Source organism: Pseudomonas sp. USHLN015 (assembly GCF_037153275.1).
Classification (GTDB): domain Bacteria; phylum Pseudomonadota; class Gammaproteobacteria; order Pseudomonadales; family Pseudomonadaceae; genus Metapseudomonas; species Metapseudomonas tohonis.
Genome location: NZ_JBBCKP010000001.1, coordinates 305,774 through 322,195, shown reverse-complemented (window position 1 = coordinate 322,195; position 16,422 = coordinate 305,774). Strand labels below are relative to the sequence as shown.

Genomic DNA, 16,422 nt, shown 5'->3' with positions numbered 1-16,422 from the left:
CAGTCCTGCTTCCGGAAGTCATCATCCATGTCCCGCGAGATTCGCATCGCCACCCGCAAGAGTGCCCTGGCCCTGTGGCAGGCCGAGTTCGTCAAAGCCAGCCTGGAGAAGGCCCATCCCGGGCTCAAGGTCAGCCTGGTTCCCATGGTCAGCCGCGGCGACAAGCTGCTCGACGCGCCCCTGGCGAAGATCGGTGGCAAGGGCCTGTTCGTGAAGGAGCTGGAAACCGCCCTGCTGGAGAACGAGGCCGATATCGCCGTGCACTCCATGAAGGACGTGCCCATGGACTTCCCCGACGGCCTCGGCCTGTTCTGCATCTGCGAACGTGAAGACCCGCGCGATGCCTTCGTCTCCAACACCTTCGAAAGCCTCGACGCGCTGCCCGCCGGTGCCGTGGTCGGCACCTCCAGCCTGCGCCGCCAGGCCCAACTGCTGGCGCGTCGCCCGGACCTGAAGATCCAGTTCCTGCGTGGCAACGTGAACACCCGCCTGGCCAAGCTCGACGCCGGCGAATACGACGCCATCATCCTCGCCGCCGCCGGCCTGATCCGCCTCGGCTTCCAGGAACGAATCCGTTCCTCCATCAGCGTCGACGACAGCCTGCCCGCCGGCGGCCAGGGCGCGGTGGGCATCGAATGCCGCACCGCCGACACCGAGATCCACGCCCTGCTGGCGCCCCTGCACCACCGCGACACCGCCCTGCGCGTCACCGCCGAGCGCGCCCTGAACAAGCGCCTCAATGGCGGCTGCCAGGTGCCCATCGCCTGCTACGCGATCCTCGAGGACGACCAGCTGTGGCTGCGCGGCCTGGTCGGCCAGCCCGACGGCGGCACCCTGCTGCGCGCTGAATCCCGCGCGCTGGCCAGCGACGCCGAGAGCCTTGGCGTGCGTGTCGCCGAAGACCTGCTGGGCCAGGGCGCAGAGGCCATCCTCCAGGCCGTCTATGGTGAGGCCGGCCACTCGTGACCGGCTGGCGCCTGCTGCTGACGCGCCCCGCCGACGACAGCGCCGTGCTGGGCGAGATCCTCGCCTCGCACGGCGTGCACAGCGCCAGCCTGCCACTGCTGGAGATCCAGCCGCTGGACGACGCCCCCGAACACCGCGCCACCCTCCTGGGCCTCGACCGCTATCGCGCGGTGATCGTGGTCAGCAAGCCCGCCGCCCGCCTCGGCCTCGAGCGCCTCGAGCGCCACTGGCCGCAACCTCCCGGCCAGGTCCGCTGGTTCAGCGTCGGCGCCGCCACCGGCGAGGTGCTCACGGCTGCCGGCCTCGATGCCCACTGGCCGGAAAGCGGCGATGACAGCGAAGCCCTGCTGGCGCTGCCGGCATTCACCGAGGCGCTGGCCGCCCCGCACGCGCGCGTGCTGATCATGCGTGGCGAGGGTGGCCGAGAATTCCTCGCCGAGCGTTTGCGCGGCCAAGGCGTGACGGTGGACTATCTGGAACTCTACCGCCGCCGCCTGCCCGACTACCCGCCGCGCAGCCTGCAGCGGCTGATTCGAGCGGAACGCCTGAACGGCCTGGTGGTCAGCAGTGGGCAGGGTTTCGAGCACCTGAACGCACTGGCCGGGGATGATTGGCCCACCCTGGCCCGTCTACCCTTGTTCGTACCGAGCCCGCGCGTGGCCGAACTGGCGCGCGATGCGGGCGCGCAAGTCGTTGTGGACTGCCGGGGCGCCAGCGCCTCGGCCTTGCTGGCGGCGCTGGAGAATCAACCGGCCCCGGCCCCCTGATGCAAAGGATGGATACGTGAGCGAAGCAGATCTGGCTAAAACCGAGCAGCAACCCCCGGCCTCCGAGCCCGTCATTCCTGCCACCGCCAAGCCGGCTTCCCGGGGCGGTGGCCTGGCCATCCTGGCATTGCTGGTGGGCGCCGCCGGCGTCGCCGTCGCCGGTTGGAGCCTGTGGCAGATACGCAGCCTCGAGGCTCGCGACCAGCAGCAGCTGAGCATGGTCGAGGACGCCCGTGGCCAGGCCCAGTCCCTGCAGCAGCGCGAGAAGAAGCTCACCGAGCGCCTCGACCAGCTGCCCAGCGCCGAAGAGCTGGACGAGCGCCGCCGCCTGCTGGCCGACCTGCAGGGCGACCAGCAACGCCTGAGCCAGCGCCTGGAGACCGTTCTCGGTGCCAGCCGCAAGGACTGGCGCCTGGCCGAGGCCGAGCACCTGTTGCGCCTGGCCAGCCTGCGTCTCTCAGCGCTGCAGGACATCACCAGCGCCAAGGCCCTGGTGGAAGCGGCCGACGACATCCTCCGCGAGCAGGACGACCCCGCCGCGTTCGCCGCCCGCGAGCAGCTTTCGCGCAGCCTCGAGGCGCTGCGCACCACGGCGCAACCGGACCGCACCGGTCTGTTCCTGCAACTCGGCGCGCTGCGCGAGCAGGCCACCCAGCTCAGCCCCCTGGCCCCGGCCTTCGAGGACAAGGGCGGCGTGCTGCGCAACATGGCCGCCGACGGCGACGGTGGCAGCTGGTGGGCCGAGTGGCTGGAAAAGCTCTCCCACTACTTCCGCATCCAGTTCGACGCCGACCAGAACATCAAGCCGCTGCTCGCCGGGCAAGGGCTGTCCCAGGTGCGCCTGGCGCTGTCGCTCGCCCTGGAGCAGGCGCAGTGGGCGGCACTGCACGGCAAGACCCAGGTCTATCGCCAGTCGCTGAAGCAGGCGCGTGACGTGCTGGATTCGCAGTTCAACGCCGAGAACCCGGAGAGCCGTGCATTGCTGGCGCGCATCGACGAACTCGCCACCCAGCCGGTCGAAGTGAAGACGCCCGACCTCGGTGCTTCCCTCGAAGCGCTCCAGGCCTACCTGCAGCGCAGCCAGCGCCTGGCCGATCCGAAGGCCGCTGCGGCGCCCGAGGCCGACCCGTCGCAGGACCCCGAAGCGGCGCCGCCGGTGGAGGGCCAGGGCCAATGAGACGGATCATCCTCGTCCTGCTGCTCCTGGCCGCTGCGGGCACCCTGGTGGGCATGGCCGTGGTCCAGCATCCCGGCTACGTACTCTTCGCCTACAAGGGCTTCCGCTACGAGTCCAGCCTCTGGGCCTTCCTCGCCCTGGTCGCCGTGGTGGTGCTGCTGCTCTGGCTGGTGCGCGCGCTGCTGACCCTGGTGTTCGTCTCCGGCGGCGTGGTCAACCCCTGGTCCCGGCGCAATGCCCGCCGTCGGGTGCGCCTGGCCTCCGAGCAAGGCCTGCTGGACCTGGCCGAAGGCCGTTGGGCCCGCGCCCTGCGCCACCTGCGCCGTGCCGCCGAGGCCGATCCGCAGCCGTTGATGTACTACCTCGGTGCGGCCCGTGCGGCCAACCGCATCGGCCAGTACGAGGAGAGCGACCAGCTCCTCGAGCGCGCCCTGGAACGCCAGCCGCAGGCCGAACTGGCCATCGCCCTGGCCCATGCCGAACTGCAACAGGAGCGTGGCGAGACCGATGCCGCGCTGGAGACCCTCAAGGTCATGCAGGAGCGCCATCCGCGCCATCACCAGGTGCTGCGCCAGTTGCTCCAGCTGCATCGCCAGCGCGGTGACTCGGCGGCCCTGGTCGGCCTGCTGCCCGACCTGCGCAAGAACAAGGCGCTACCGGAATCCGAACTCAACCAGCTGGAGCTGAGCGTGTGGAGCGACCGCCTGGTGCACGCCGGGCAGGCCGGCCTCAACGAGGGCGAGACCGCGCTCAACCCGCTGATCCAGGCCTGGCAGCATCTTTCCGCCGCGCAGCGCGCCGAGCCACGCCTGGTGCTGGCGTTCGCGGACCAGCTGCGTCACCTGGGGGCCGAGCCCGAGGCCGAGGAGGCGGTGCGCATCGCCCTCAAGCGTGGCTATGACGACGCCCTGGTGCGCTTCTACGGACGCCTGCGTGGCGCCGATCCGGCGCGCCAGCTGCAGACCGCCGAAGCCTTCCTCAAGGACCACCCGACCGACCCGGCGCTGTTCCTCACCCTGGGCCGGCTGTGCCTGCAGAACAGCCTGTGGGGCAAGGCGCGGGAGTATTTCGATACCGGCCTGAGCTTCTCCCGCGAGCCGGAACTCTGCGCCGAGCAGGCGCGCCTGCTGGCGCAGATGGGCGAGCTGGAACGCAGCAACCAGCTGTTCCAGGAAGGCCTGGTGCAGCACCTGCCCGCCCTGCCCCTACCCGGCGAACGCGTCGCCTGATGTCGCGCCGCCCTGGCGGCGCGTCTCTCACGAACCCTCGTAGCTGATGCGGTAGATGGCTCCGGCCTGGTCGTCACTGACCAGCAGCGAGCCATCCGGCGCCACCAGCACGTCCGCCGGGCGCCCCCAGACCTCGCCATCCTCCAGCCAGCCTTCGGCGAACACGCTCTGGCGCTTGAGGCTGCCATCGTCGTTCAGTTCCACGCGCTTGATGCGGTAGCCGATCTTCTCGCTGCGGTTCCACGAGCCGTGCTCGGCGATGAACAGGTTGTCGCGGTACTCCGCCGGGAACTGGCCGCCGGTGTAGAAGCGCAGCCCGAGCGGCGCCACGTGCGGGCCGAGCCTGGCGACCGGGGCGACGAAATCCTCGCAGGGGCGTGTGCCGAACTCGGGGTCGGCGACACTGCCGGCGTGGCAGTAGGGAAAGCCGAAGTGCTGGTTGGGTGCGGTGATGCGGTTGAGTTCGCAGTCCGGCATGTCATCGCCGAGCAGGTCGCGGCCGTTGTCGCTGAACCACAGCTCGCCGGTCTTCGGATGCCAGTCGAACCCCACGGTGTTGCGGATGCCCCGGGCCACCCGTTCCAGGCCGCTGCCGTCGGGGTTCATGCGGTGCAGTGCGGCGTAGCGATCGGGGTCGCGTTCGCAGACGTTGCAGGGCGCACCCACCGGCACGTAGAGCTTGCCGTCGGGGCCGAAGGCGATGAACTTCCAGCCGTGATGGGTCTCGGCGGGGAAGGCCGGGCCGACCTGCTCGGGTTGCGGTGGCGCATCCAGATGCGTCTCGATGTCGCGCAGGCGCAGGATGCGGCTGATCGCCGAGACATACAGGTCACCTTCGTGGAAGGCTACGCCGACCGGCATCTGCAGCCCGCTGGCGAGCGTGCGTACGCGGCCGCTGGTGGTGTCCAGCGCATAGACCTTGCCGGCGGCATTGCTGCCCACGAACAGCGTGCCCTTGGCGCCCCAGGCCATCTCCCGGGCGCTGGGCAACCGGTCGCTGAGGACTTCGATGCGAAACCCCGGCGGCAGGCGGATCCTGTCCAGGGGCAGTTGCGCCTGGGCCAGCAGGGGCATGAAAAGCAGCAGGGCGAGTAACCGACGCATGGCGTTCTTCTCTGGATGGGCACCCGCTGCAGACTAGACGGTCGCCTTGAAAGGCCAATGGGCTTCCTCTACCGTATCGGCCTCTCATCACTCCTCGGAGCCGCCATGACCCTGGCCAGCCCCCGTTCCCTGTTCTTCGCCGCCTTCCTCGCCTGTGTCGCCGTCATGGGCGGTGCGCTCTACCTGGAACACGCGATGGGCCTGGAGCCCTGCCCCCTGTGCATCGTGCAGCGCATCTTCATCATTCTCTTCGGCGTGGTCTGCCTGATCGCCGCACTGCACGCGCCCCAGGCCCGAGGCCGTCGCGTCTACGCCGGGCTGGCATTGCTGTTCGCCGCCGGTGGCGCCGCGACCGCCGGCCGCCAGGTCTGGCTACAGGGCGTGCCCGCGGACCAGCTTCCGGCCTGCCTGCCGAGCCTGGAATACATGATGGATGCGCTGCCCTTCCAGGAAATCATCAAGCTGATGCTGCACGGCACGGCCGACTGCGCCGAAGTCACCTGGACCCTGTTCGGCATGAGTATTCCCGAGTGGAGCCTGCTGGCGTTCGCCGGCTGCATCCTCTTCTCGCTCTACCAGATGCTGCGTCGCGCCTGATCGCACCACCCGCCGCGCCTGGCTTGCAGCCGGGTGCGCGTTCTCGTCGCACCCTCCCGCCCCTGATGCACAAGCCGCGCCGGCTCTGGCGCGACGATTAAACGCTCGTATGAAATTTTCTCGACGAGGTGCCTTGCTGGCAGGCAGGCACGGGCATAATCTGGCCCGCACGCGACGCCGGAAAGTTGCCACTTCCGCGCCGTCTTCCCCGTTTTTGCGCCGATCGACAAAAAACCGTCTCGGAGCAGACGAACAAAGCATTACCGAAAGGGAAGCGAGGACATCATGCTCGAAAGTTGCCAGAACGCTCAGGAACGTTGGGGTGGGGTACACCAGTTGATCGACCGCTGGTTGCTGGAGCGCCAGGAACTGGTCAGGGTCTTCACCAGCGTCAGCGACAGACCCGAGGCACCTGCGGTGGAAGACCTGCAGGGGTTCTGCGAAGTACTGGTCGACTACGTGTCGGCGGGGCACTTCGAGGTCTACGAACAACTGCTCAACGAGGCCAAGGCCTTTGGCGACCAGCGCGGCCTGGATCTCGCCAAGCAGATCTACCCCCGTATCGAAGCCATCACCGAGGTCGCGTTGAGCTTCAACGACTGCTGCGACGGCAGTGCCAGCCGCGAAGTCTGCCTGGCCACCGAGCTCAAGCGCCTCGGTCCATTGCTGCACGAGCGCTTCGAACTGGAGGACTGCCTCATCGAGGTGCTGCACAACGCCCACCAGAACCAGGGCGCGCAGCTCGCGTGATTCAGCGGACCTCGAGCAGCTCGAGGTCGAACACCAGGGGCGCGTGGGGCGGAATCAGGTCCCCCGCGCCTTCCGCGCCATAGGCCTGGGCCGAAGGAATCACCAGGCGCCACTTCGCCCCTACCGGCATCTCCTGCAACGCATCCCGCCAGCCGGCGATCACGCTGTCGAGGCGGAACCATTGCGGCCCGTCGCTCTCGTCGAACACGCTGCCGTCGGCCAACTGCCCGCGATAGTTCACCCGCACCTGCGAATGCGCGCCCGGCTTCGCGCCGCTGCCGGCCCGCAGCTCGGTCACCAGCACGCCATCCTTCAACTCGCGCACTCCGTACCTGCCGCGTTCCAGCGCGATGAAGCGCCTCTCCGCGGCGATGGCTTTCTGCATGTCCTGGCCGTTGCGTTCGAGGGCCGTCTCGTGGGCGTCGAGCAGCTGTTCCATGCGCTGCGCATCGAGTTCCGGCTTCTCGCCGCGATAGGCCTGGGCGAGCCCGCGCAGCAGTGAGTCCAACTGCAGATCCGGTGCTTCCTGGCGCAGCCGCTCCCCCAGTTTCACGCCCATGCTGTAGGCGAGATCCTTCTGCTCGTCGGCGGCTTGAAGGGGCAGAGCGAAGAGGCAGAAAAGCAGGGAGGCGAGGATGCGCATCGGGCGTTCTCCAGGAGCGGAATGCGGGCGATTATGCCAGCCATGCAGTTTGGAATAACGGGGAACTAGCGATGGCTCAAACAGGCGTCTAGTATGGGCGCAACCACGTCCGCCCGGAGGCGCACCATGTCGGCCAAGAAGAAGCCCGTAAGCACCCCGCTGCACCTGCTGCAGCAACTTTCCCACAGCCTGATCGAACACCTCGAAAACGCCTGTAGCCAAGCGTTGGTCGATGCCGAAAAACTGCTCACCAAACTGGAGAAGCAACGCGGCAAGGCCCAGGAAAAACTCCACGGTGCGCGGACCAAGCTGCAGGATGCTGCCAAGGCCGGCAAAGCGAAGGCGCAAGCCAAATCCAAGGAAGCCGTCGCGGAGCTGGAAAGCCTGCTCGACGCACTTAAGGCCCGCCAGGCCGAGACCCGCTCCTACATCGCCGACCTCAAGCGCGACTCCCAGGAAAGCCTGAAGATCGCCCAGGGCGTCGGCAAGGTGAAAGAGGCCGCTGCCAAGGCGCTGGTCGCTCGTGAAGCCAAGGCCAAGCCCGCTGCCGCCAAACCGGCCGCCAAGGCCGCGCCGAAAGCCGCCGCCAAACCCGCTGCCAAACCTGCCGCCAAACCCGCTGCCAAACCTGCCGCGAAAGCACCGGCCAAGGCTGCCGCAAGCAAACCCGCTGCTGCCAAGCCTGCCGCCAAACCTGCTGCGAAAGCCCCGGCCAAAGTGGCTGCTGCCAAGCCCGCCGCCGCCAAGGCTCCGGTGAAAGCCGCTGCCAAACCGGCGGCCAAGCCTGCCGCGAAAGCGCCGGCCAAGGCCGTCGCCAGCAAGCCTGCCGCTACCGCGAAACCCGCTGCCAAGCCGGCTGCTAAACCGGCCGCCAAGCCCGCTGCCAAGGCGCCGGCGAAAGCCGCAGCGAAACCCGCTGCTACCAAGCCCGCTGCCGCGGCGAAACCTGCAGCCAAGCCTGTCGCCGCCAAGCCGGCAGCTGCCAAGTCCGCCGCCAAGGCTCCGGCCAAGCCGGCTGCGAAGCCGGCACCCAAGGCCGCTGCCAAACCCGCTGCCAAGCCTGCCGCGAAGGCCCCGGCCAAGCCCGCCGCCCCGGTGAGCGCACCGGTCGCCAAGCCTGCCGCACCGGCTCCTACCGCTGCTGCCACGCCGGCTCCGTCGGCTGCCAACGGCGCAGCGCCGACCACGCCTTCGGCTTAAGCCTCGAGGGCCGCGACGCGCAGCGATTGCAGCGCGTCGCGGTCACTCTCCCCCGCCTTTCCGGCCAGTCCCTCCAGCCATCCCATGTCATGCCCAGCGGCCTCCGGCCAGGGCGCGGCAGCCTGCTCCAGGCGGGCCAGCAGACGCCGCTCGGCATCCAGCTCCAGCCGTTTCACCGCCTCGCGCAACGTGCGCAGTTCCTCGTCCATGGCCGCCGCTTCGCGCCATCCACGCCTCAGCGCACGCAAGGGCTCCACGACCTCCCGTTGCCAGGGTTCGGCGATCAGGCGCAGCTGTTCCTCGCGGGCATCGTCGTGCCTGACGCCCCGGCGCGCGAGCCAGGCGCCGGCCAGCAGCAGGCAGACATCGGCACCCTGTTCCTGCAGGCGCAGGCAGGCATCTTCGACGCCCGGACGGGCGTAGAGATCAAGGGCGAAACTCCATAGATCGGGGGGCATGGCGCATACCGGGCGGTGGGGGAATGAAGCTGATAAACTCCGCCGCCATTATGATCCGACTCCAGAACCTCACACTACAGCGTGGTCCTCAGCGCCTGCTCGAAGGCGCCGAACTGACCCTGCACACCGGCCAGAAGGTCGGCCTCATCGGCGCCAACGGTGCCGGCAAATCCAGCCTCTTCGCCCTGCTGCGCGGCGAGCTCGGCCCCGACGCGGGCGACTGCTTCGTGCCGGCCGACTGGCGCATCGCACACATGCGCCAGGAGGTGGACACCCTCGACCGCCTGGCGGTGGACTATGTCCTCGACGGCGACGTGCACCTGCGCCGCGTGCAGGCCGAGCTGGCCGCCGCCGAGGCGGGCCATGACGGCACTGCCATCGCCCGCCTGCACATCGAGCTGGACAGTGCCGACGGCTACACCGCCGATGCCCGCGCGCGCAAGCTGCTGGCCGGCCTGGGCTTCACCAGCGAGCAGATGGACCGCCGCGTCGGCGACTTCTCCGGTGGTTGGCGCATGCGCCTGAACCTGGCCCAGGCGCTGATGTGCCCGTCCGAACTGCTGTTGCTCGACGAGCCCACCAACCACCTGGACCTCGACGCCATCCTCTGGCTGGAGGAGTGGCTCAAGGGCTACCCCGGCACCCTGCTGCTGATCTCCCACGACCGTGACTTCCTCGATGCGGTGGTGGACAACGTCGCCCACCTGGAACAGCAGAAGCTGACCCTCTACCGCGGCGGCTACTCGGCCTTCGAGCGCACCCGCGCCGAGCGCCTGGCGCAGCAGCAGCAGGCCTACGAGAAGCAGCAGGCCCAGCGTGCGCACATGGAGAAGTACATCGCCCGCTTCAAGGCCCAGGCCACCAAGGCCCGCCAGGCGCAGAGCCGGATCAAGGCCCTTGAGCGCCTGGAGGAACTGGCGCCTGCGCACGTCGACTCGCCCTTCGACTTCGTCTTCCGCGAGGCCGACAAGATCTCCAGCCCGCTGCTGGACGTCGCCGAAGGCCAGCTCGGCTACGGCGACAAGGTGGTGCTGCAGCAGGTCAAGCTGCAGCTCGTCCCCGGTGCGCGCATCGGCCTGCTCGGCCCCAACGGCGCGGGCAAGTCCACCCTGATCAAGACCCTTTCCGGTGAGCTGGCGCCTGTCGCCGGGCGCCTGGCACGGGGCGAGAACCTCGCCATCGGCTACTTCGCCCAGCACCAGCTGGACTCCCTCGATCCCAAGGCCAGCCCGCTGCTGCACCTGCAGCGCCTGGCACCGACCGAGCGCGAACAGACCCTGCGCGACTTCCTCGGCGGCTTCGACTTCCGTGGCGATCGCTGCGACGAGCCGGTGCTGAATTTCTCCGGTGGCGAGAAGGCGCGCCTGGCCCTGGCGCTGATCGCCTGGCAGAAACCCAACCTGCTGCTGCTCGACGAACCGACCAACCACCTGGACCTGGAGATGCGCCTCGCGCTGACCATGGCCCTTCAGGAGTTCGCCGGCGCGGTGCTGGTGGTCTCCCACGATCGCCACCTGCTCAAGAGCACCACCGACGAGTTCCTCCTGGTGGCCGACGGCCGCATCCAGCCCTTCGAGGGCGACCTCGACGACTACGCCCGCTGGCTGGTCGACTACCGCGCCCGCCAGGCCCCTGCCAGCACCCCCGCCGCCGGTGCCGGCACGGGCACCGACAAGCGCGCCCAGCGCCAGGCCGCCGCCGCGCTGCGCCAGCAACTGGCCCCGCACAAGCGCGAGGCCGAGAAGCTGGAGAAGGAGCTCGGCACCCTGCACGAGAAGCTCGCCGCCGTTGAGTCCCGCCTGGGCGACTCCGGCCTCTACGAGGCCTCGCGCAAGGACGAACTGCGCGACCTGCTCGCCGAACAGGCCAGGCTCAAGGCCCGCGAAGGCGAGCTGGAGGAGAAGTGGCTGGAGGCGCTGGAGCTCCTGGAAAACCTGCAGAGCCAACTGGAGGCGAGTGACTGATGGAAGACCTGGTGCTGTTGACGGCCTGGAGCGAACCCCTGATCCGAGCGGCGCAGGTGCTGCTCATCCTGATTCTCGCCTGGCTCGTGCAGCGCATCGTCACCCGTGGCATCACCCGCCTCGGCGCGCGTTATCCACAGCTGCCCCAGGAGCTCCTGCTGCCCCTGCGCGGCCTGCTGCGCTGGCTGATCCTGGGCAGCGCCTTCATGCTGGTGCTGGAGCGTCTCGGGGTTTCCGCCGAGGTGCTGTGGACGGCGCTGACCGGCTTCACCGCCGTCGCCGCGGTGGCCTTCTTCGCCATCTGGAGCGTGCTCTCGAACATGTTCTGCGCGGTGCTGATCTTCTCCCTCGGCCCGTTCCGCCTGGGCGATGTGGTGGAGGTCGTGGAGAGCGCCGACAAGCCCGGCGTGAAGGGCCGCGTGGTGGCCATCAACCTCTTCTACACCACCCTGCAGGACCTCGGTGAAAGCGCCGACGGCGCCCTGGTGCAGGTGCCCAACAGCCTGTTCTTCCAGAAGGCGGTGCGTCGCTGGCGCTGAGCCGCCGGCCGGGGCTGGGCAGCGCCAAGCGCAGCGGGTAGTCTGCTCGGCCCCCCCTTCCGTTTTCCGAGGTTCACGCCATGGCCATGCACACCTGGCTCGCTTTCCTGGTCGCCTGCTGGGTGATCAGCCTCTCGCCCGGCGCGGGCGCCATCGCCTCCATGTCCTCCGGGCTGCAATACGGGTTCCTGCGCGGCTACTGGAACGCCATCGGCCTGCAGCTGGGCCTGGCCCTGCAGATCGCCATCGTCGCCGCCGGTGTCGGCGCCATCCTCGCCACCTCGGCCATGGCCTTCAGCGCGATCAAGTGGTTCGGCGTCGTGTACCTCGTCTACCTGGCCGTCCGCCAATGGCGCGCGCTGCCCAGCGACCTGTCCGCCGACTCCGCCGAGCGGCCCCTTGGCCGGCCGCTGACCATGGTGCTGCGCGGCTTCCTGGTGAACGTCAGCAACCCCAAGGCGATCGTCTTCATGCTCGCCGTGCTGCCGCAGTTCATCGACCCCCATGCGCCGCTGGTGCAGCAGTACCTGGTGATGGGCGCGACCATGATCACCGTCGACCTGATCGTCATGGCCGGCTACACCGGGCTGGCCGCCAAGGTCCTGCGCGTGCTGCGCTCGCCGCGCCAGCAGCGGTCCATGAACCGCGGCTTCGCCGTGCTCTTCGTCGGCGCCGCCGCGCTGCTGGCCACCGTGCGTCGCGTCCCGGCGTGATCCAGTCGATGGCCTGAACGTGACCCGGCGCCGCGACAAGGTGGCGCACGGGCACTAGGCTGCCGGTCTTCCCAAAGGAGCATCGGCATGCCGCCATCCAACAGCCGGGACGGGGTCTATGGCGACTCGCCGGACCTCGCCATCGCCCCCCTGCGACACCCTCCGCTGGAGCAGGCCCTGAGCGCCGCCTGTGGCGAGCTCGACATCCACGAAGCCTTCCTCGCCGCCCTGCGCGACCCCGCGCTCGGCCCGCAGCCGCGCCTGCTGCTGGGCGTTTCCGGCACCGACCTGGCCGGGCGCCGCCGCCTCGCCGCGCTGGTGGCCGAGTTGCTGCCCGACGACCTCGAACTCGACCTCATCGAGCTGGAGGACGACAACCTGTCCCAGGCCCTGCGCGAATGCTGCGAGGCGTTCTACCGGCGCTGAGCCTTGGCAGCGGCAAAAGAAAAGCGGCCCGCAGGCCGCTTGCCTCAATGCAGGATCTTCGCTGGTTCGTCCGGTGGCAGCGCCCCGTAGCGCCCGCTGTCGGTCACTGCCGCCGGGCCCACGCCGAGCTGCTCCCGCAGCTGCCGGGCGACATCTTCGCCCAGGGCCTTCGACACCTCGCGCACCACGCGCCCCCGGTTGGGGGAGACGCGCCTGTCGCCGCCCTTCACCAGCTTCACGTCCTGGGCTTCACCCATCGCGGTGAAGGCGGCCTTCACTTCGTGGGTGCGGGTGTCGATGAGGCTGAAGTCGGCCACCAGGGTCAGGCCCAGCACCGTGGAGTAGGTGTCGGTGTTGTCGATGGCGTTGACGTCCTGGCGGAAGTCGGCGTCCGAGAGCGAGCCGAACAGCACGTAGTCCGCGCCCTGGAACTGGCCCTGGGCGATACGCCCGATCACGTCGTGCAGGCCTTCGTTGTCGCTGCCGTAGGGGCGCCCCTGGACCAGCTGGAAGGTGCCGGACTTGAGGATCTCGCCCTTGATGTCGCCGGTGAATTTGCGCAGCTCGCCGCGCTCGATGTAGCTGTAGGTGCCTTCCTCTTCCGAGTAGCTGCTGGAGGCGCTGCCGGAGAAGCCGCTCACCTGCGAGGCACTCTGGGCGTTCACCGTGTGGATGTACTCGCGGACGCGTTCCTCGAAGGCGAGGTCGGTCACCGCCACCTTGGGTGCCGCGTGGCTGGCCAGTGCCAGGCTGGCGACGAACAGGCCGATCAATGCGCGCATATCAACGCTCCGTGGTCTTGCGGATTTCCTTCTCGTCCATCCATTCGGCCAGGCCGCTCTCGACGTCGACGAGCTGCAGGCTGAACTTGTAGAAGACGTCCTTGTAGTCGCTGCTGCGCTTGACGATGGAGCTGATGGAGCCCTCCAGGCGGTACTTGGCGGCGACCATGTTGCCGGTCTTGGCGATGGTGGAGTTCTTGTACAGGCCGCTCTGGTTCTGCAGCTTCAGCTGGTCGACCTGGCTCTGCATGTCGGTGTTGTCGCTGGCGAAGCGTGCGGTGCCGGACTTCAGCAGCTGGGTCTTGATCGAGGTGGTGATCTCGCGGGTGTCGATGTACTCGCTGGTCTTGTTCTTCACGTCGTAGACCTGGATCACCGGGCGGCCCTGGAGCACGCCGGACTGGGCCAGCGAGCGGGTCATGGACTCGGCGATCATCTGCAGGTCGGTGGAACCGAACTCGTTGGTGATCAGCTCGACGGCCTTGCTGTCGCCATAGCTGATGTTGCCGCCGCCGAGTACCGGCGAGGGGTTGTTGGCGCAGCCGGCGGCGGCCAGGGCGAAGGCGGCGATGCAGGTGGTGCGGACAAGGCGCATGGGGATTCGCTCTCTCGTGATCAGTCGGGGGTGTTCATTTCAAGGCGGAAGTCGGTCGCCTTGGGTACGGGGGCAATGGCCGGCAGGACGGTGGTCTGGGTGCCGTAGATCGGCAAGGCCTTCCAGCTCTCCTCGCCGGCGACGGGGAAGCCGTCGCTGTCGAGCCAGGCGAAGCGGTAGTAGAGGGTGCGGTTGTGGCTGGAGGTATTGGTCAGCTTCACCTTGACGGTGAGGAAGCCGTTCTCGCGGGCCACCCGCATGGTGTCCACTTCGATGTCTTCGACATCGCCCATGGGCGCCACCTTGCTGGAGGCGGTTTCGCGGCCGGAGCAGCCGGCCAGCAGGGCCAGGGCGAGCCCGGCGACGAGCAGATTGCGCATGTGTGTTCCTCAGGGTGTCTGGTTGCTGGCCACGGCGCGGACGCCGGGTGTGGTCGGGGTGACGGCGCCCTGGGCGTAGACCTGGCCGGCCACCAGGCGCAGCGGGACCACCTGGTGGGGCCGATCGATCTTCAGGGTGAATTCGCGCACTCCATGGGCGGTGGGCAGGGCCAGGCGGTGCTCGCCCATGGCCAGGCGCAACCGTGCGACGCCGATGCTGCCGGGCAGGGTGCGCCAGGTGCGCTCGTCGGCCCCTTCGCTGGCCACCGACATGATGCCGACGGCCAGGCTGGCGAGGGCGTTGCCGTTGTCGTTGAGTTGCTTCTGCAGGGCGCCCCGGGTCACCGCGCGCACGGTGGTGCGCAGGATGATGCCGGGCATGTCGTCGCGCAGGGCGCGGTGCGACATGGCGCGCACGCTGCTGAGTTCGGTGAGGGCGGTGGGTGTGCCATCCACCTCGACGAAGGCCGGCGCCGGGGTGCTGGTGTCGTCGCGCAGCAGCGGGAAGGACACGGTGCTGATGATCATCCCGGACTCCAGGGGCACCGGCAGCGGGATGCGCAACGAGTCGCGGGCCGGCGCCAGGCCGCTCTGCAGCACCAGCAGCACGTCGCTGCCGGCGTCCGCCGCAGGCGTTGCGTCCAGGTCCAGGAGGGCCTGTTCCAGCAGCGGCGTGCCGGGGCGCAGTTCGGCGGCCTGGCGATAGCCGGGGGCGGCCAGGCCCTTTTCGCCCAGGGCCTCGTATACGAACCCGGCGAGGTAGTGGCTGAAGGCGCTCTGGTAGCTGTTCTTCAGGTTGACCACGTCGGGGGCATCGAGCGAGGCCACCGGGTAGCCGCGCAGGTCTTCGAAGCGGGTGCTGATGCCCTGGCGCTCGGCCTCTTCCTCGCTGTCGAGGTACTGCCGGTCGCGCAGCTCGGCGATCAGTGCTTCGCGTTCGTGGGTCTTGCGGATCTCGGTACGGGCGGCGTCGAAGTCGCTGACGGCCAGGTCGTTGAGGGCCATCTGCGTGGTGAGCATGACCTTCTCGTAGTCGTAGCCCTCGTAGCGACGCACCCGGTCGTTGGCGAGGAAGGCGCCGGCCTGCCCCAGGTAGCGCGAAGGGTCGGCCTTCATCGCCTCTTCCCACTGGAAGACGATGCGGTCGGCCTGGCGCCAGGCGGCCTGGCTGCCGGTGAGGTCGCCACGTGCACGCAGCAGCTCGCCCTTTTCGAAGTAGTAGAGGAGGTCCTTGTCCTCGCCGCTGTTGTTGGCTTCCAGCGTGCCGAGGGCGGCGTCCACTTCGCCACGGGCGAGGTGCTGGCTGGTGGCGGTGAGTTCGCTTTCGTAGCTGCGCAGGACCGAGCAGCCGGCAAGCTGCAGGGCGAAGCAGGCCGCCAGGGCGGTGAGGGCGCGGGATGCCATGGGTTCCTCGTCGAGTCCTTGATACTGCCAGCCGTTTCCAGCTGACCCAGGCGTGCAATGGCATGTGGCGGCTTCCTGCCAATCCCCGCAGGGGCCTTCCGGGGCACCGGCGGTGCGGGAAGGGCGGGCGATTATAGGGGGATATCGGTGAAAATTGCTGGCACAGTGAGATCATTTTGATCTCGCAGGCGCTGCGGCATGGTGGCGCAGCGAGCATCCGCAGGGGGGCGCTGGCATACTGCGCGCCCGCAACCTTTCCGGAGCCCAAGCCCATGCGTGTGTGGATCGACGCCGACGCCTGCCCCCGTGCCGCCAAGGACCAGGTCATCAAGTTCGCCCTCAAGCGCAAGTTCGAGGTGGTGCTGGTGGCCGGGCAGAGCCAGGTGAAGCCGGCCTTCGCCTGCGTGCGCCTGGTGGTGGTGCCGAGCGGGCCGGATGCGGCGGACGATCACCTGGTGGAGCAGGCCGAGCCAGGCGACCTGGTGATCTGCAGCGACGTGCCGCTGGCCGACCGGCTGGTGAAGAAGGGCGTCGCCGCGCTGGATCCGCGTGGCCGCGAATTCGACGAGCGCAACATGGGTGAGCGGCTGGCGGTGCGCAACCTGTTCACCGACCTGCGCGACCAGGGGCAGATGGGGGGTGGCCAGGCCGCTTACAGCGACAAGGACCGCCAGGCGTTCTCCAACTCGCTGGACCGGCTGCTGACCCGCCTCGCCCGGGGCTGAACG

General features: G+C 68.8%; 19 protein-coding genes. 12 read left to right on the top strand and 7 right to left on the bottom strand.

Features of this window, described 5'->3' with window-relative positions; genetic code table 11:
• Positions 1 to 27: 27 nt before the first annotated feature.
• Genes hemC through WFQ67_RS01465 form a run of 4 tightly spaced genes read left to right on the top strand, consistent with a single transcriptional unit; the run spans position 28 to position 4,139 of the window.
• Positions 28 to 966 carry a hydroxymethylbilane synthase gene (gene hemC, locus WFQ67_RS01480; RefSeq protein ID WP_337056014.1) on the top strand — a complete coding sequence of 313 codons (939 nt, stop codon included), beginning with the start codon at positions 28 to 30 and terminating at the stop codon, positions 964 to 966.
• A complete protein-coding gene (locus WFQ67_RS01475) occupies positions 963 to 1,733 on the top strand; it encodes a uroporphyrinogen-III synthase (protein WP_337056013.1) in 771 nt (256 codons plus the stop codon). The genes hemC and WFQ67_RS01475 overlap by 4 nt, the downstream gene beginning before the upstream one ends.
• Before the next feature lie 16 nt (positions 1,734 to 1,749).
• Positions 1,750 to 2,910 carry a uroporphyrinogen-III C-methyltransferase gene (locus tag WFQ67_RS01470; protein WP_337056012.1) on the top strand — a complete coding sequence of 387 codons (1,161 nt, stop codon included), beginning with the start codon at positions 1,750 to 1,752 and terminating at the stop codon, positions 2,908 to 2,910.
• Positions 2,907 to 4,139 carry a heme biosynthesis HemY N-terminal domain-containing protein gene (locus tag WFQ67_RS01465; RefSeq protein ID WP_213627673.1) on the top strand — a complete coding sequence of 411 codons (1,233 nt, stop codon included), beginning with the start codon at positions 2,907 to 2,909 and terminating at the stop codon, positions 4,137 to 4,139. The genes WFQ67_RS01470 and WFQ67_RS01465 overlap by 4 nt, the downstream gene beginning before the upstream one ends.
• A gap of 27 nt (positions 4,140 to 4,166) precedes the next feature.
• Here the strand turns inward: WFQ67_RS01465 and WFQ67_RS01460 are convergent, their stop codons facing one another.
• Positions 4,167 to 5,243, bottom strand: a complete 1,077-nt coding sequence (locus WFQ67_RS01460) for a PQQ-dependent sugar dehydrogenase (protein WP_337056011.1) — start codon at positions 5,241 to 5,243, stop codon at positions 4,167 to 4,169.
• Between the two features lie 105 nt (positions 5,244 to 5,348).
• On the opposite strand from WFQ67_RS01460, the gene WFQ67_RS01455 reads away from it, so the two are divergent.
• Together WFQ67_RS01455 and rsd are read left to right on the top strand one after the other, a co-directional pair.
• Positions 5,349 to 5,840, top strand: coding sequence for a disulfide bond formation protein B (locus WFQ67_RS01455; protein ID WP_213627677.1), 492 nt, complete (start codon positions 5,349 to 5,351; stop codon positions 5,838 to 5,840).
• A 285-nt stretch (positions 5,841 to 6,125) separates the two neighbouring features.
• The gene (rsd, locus tag WFQ67_RS01450; RefSeq protein WP_213627679.1) at positions 6,126 to 6,590 is read left to right on the top strand and encodes a sigma D regulator; all 465 of its coding nucleotides are present in this window, start codon (positions 6,126 to 6,128) and stop codon (positions 6,588 to 6,590) included.
• Between the two features lies 1 nt (position 6,591).
• On the opposite strand, the gene WFQ67_RS01445 is transcribed toward rsd, so the two are convergent.
• The gene (locus WFQ67_RS01445) at positions 6,592 to 7,233 is read right to left on the bottom strand and encodes an FKBP-type peptidyl-prolyl cis-trans isomerase (protein WP_337056010.1); all 642 of its coding nucleotides are present in this window, start codon (positions 7,231 to 7,233) and stop codon (positions 6,592 to 6,594) included.
• A gap of 126 nt (positions 7,234 to 7,359) precedes the next feature.
• Here WFQ67_RS01445 and WFQ67_RS01440 point away from each other — a divergent pair, with 126 nt between their 5' ends.
• A complete protein-coding gene (locus tag WFQ67_RS01440; protein ID WP_337056009.1) occupies positions 7,360 to 8,433 on the top strand; it encodes an AlgP family protein in 1,074 nt (357 codons plus the stop codon).
• On the opposite strand, the gene WFQ67_RS01435 is transcribed toward WFQ67_RS01440, so the two are convergent.
• Entirely contained in the window at positions 8,430 to 8,891 is a 462-nt protein-coding gene (locus tag WFQ67_RS01435) for a TIGR02444 family protein (RefSeq protein WP_337056008.1), read from the bottom strand. The two genes, WFQ67_RS01440 and WFQ67_RS01435, sit on opposite strands and share 4 nt — an antisense overlap.
• 50 nt (positions 8,892 to 8,941) lie before the next feature.
• On the opposite strand from WFQ67_RS01435, the gene WFQ67_RS01430 reads away from it, so the two are divergent.
• The 4 genes from WFQ67_RS01430 to WFQ67_RS01415 all read left to right on the top strand — a co-directional run bounded on the left by WFQ67_RS01430 (position 8,942) and on the right by WFQ67_RS01415 (position 12,533).
• Positions 8,942 to 10,855 (top strand): ATP-binding cassette domain-containing protein, encoded by a 1,914-nt coding sequence (locus tag WFQ67_RS01430; RefSeq protein WP_337056137.1) that lies wholly within the window; start codon positions 8,942 to 8,944, stop codon positions 10,853 to 10,855.
• The gene (locus WFQ67_RS01425) at positions 10,855 to 11,394 is read left to right on the top strand and encodes a mechanosensitive ion channel family protein (protein ID WP_111261152.1); all 540 of its coding nucleotides are present in this window, start codon (positions 10,855 to 10,857) and stop codon (positions 11,392 to 11,394) included. The genes WFQ67_RS01430 and WFQ67_RS01425 overlap by 1 nt, the downstream gene beginning before the upstream one ends.
• Positions 11,395 to 11,474: 80 nt before the next feature.
• Complete coding sequence (gene rhtB, locus WFQ67_RS01420) at positions 11,475 to 12,107, top strand: homoserine/homoserine lactone efflux protein (RefSeq protein ID WP_173176701.1); 633 nt, start codon at positions 11,475 to 11,477, stop codon at positions 12,105 to 12,107.
• Positions 12,108 to 12,194: 87 nt separating this feature from the next.
• Positions 12,195 to 12,533 (top strand): enhanced serine sensitivity protein SseB C-terminal domain-containing protein, encoded by a 339-nt coding sequence (locus WFQ67_RS01415; protein WP_111261150.1) that lies wholly within the window; start codon positions 12,195 to 12,197, stop codon positions 12,531 to 12,533.
• A 44-nt stretch (positions 12,534 to 12,577) separates the two neighbouring features.
• Here the strand turns inward: WFQ67_RS01415 and WFQ67_RS01410 are convergent, their stop codons facing one another.
• From WFQ67_RS01410 to WFQ67_RS01395, 4 genes are read right to left on the bottom strand one after another with little or no spacing between them, the layout of a single operon-like run.
• Positions 12,578 to 13,315, bottom strand: a complete 738-nt coding sequence (locus WFQ67_RS01410) for a penicillin-binding protein activator LpoB (protein ID WP_337056007.1) — start codon at positions 13,313 to 13,315, stop codon at positions 12,578 to 12,580.
• Between the two features lies 1 nt (position 13,316).
• Entirely contained in the window at positions 13,317 to 13,910 is a 594-nt protein-coding gene (gene lpoB, locus WFQ67_RS01405; protein ID WP_111261148.1) for a penicillin-binding protein activator LpoB, read from the bottom strand.
• 20 nt (positions 13,911 to 13,930) lie between these two features.
• A complete protein-coding gene (locus WFQ67_RS01400; RefSeq protein ID WP_337056006.1) occupies positions 13,931 to 14,290 on the bottom strand; it encodes a YcfL family protein in 360 nt (119 codons plus the stop codon).
• A gap of 9 nt (positions 14,291 to 14,299) precedes the next feature.
• Positions 14,300 to 15,694, bottom strand: a complete 1,395-nt coding sequence (locus WFQ67_RS01395) for a COG3014 family protein (protein WP_337056005.1) — start codon at positions 15,692 to 15,694, stop codon at positions 14,300 to 14,302.
• A gap of 272 nt (positions 15,695 to 15,966) precedes the next feature.
• Here WFQ67_RS01395 and WFQ67_RS01390 point away from each other — a divergent pair, with 272 nt between their 5' ends.
• Positions 15,967 to 16,419 carry a YaiI/YqxD family protein gene (locus WFQ67_RS01390; protein WP_111261145.1) on the top strand — a complete coding sequence of 151 codons (453 nt, stop codon included), beginning with the start codon at positions 15,967 to 15,969 and terminating at the stop codon, positions 16,417 to 16,419.
• Positions 16,420 to 16,422: the final 3 nt, after the last annotated feature.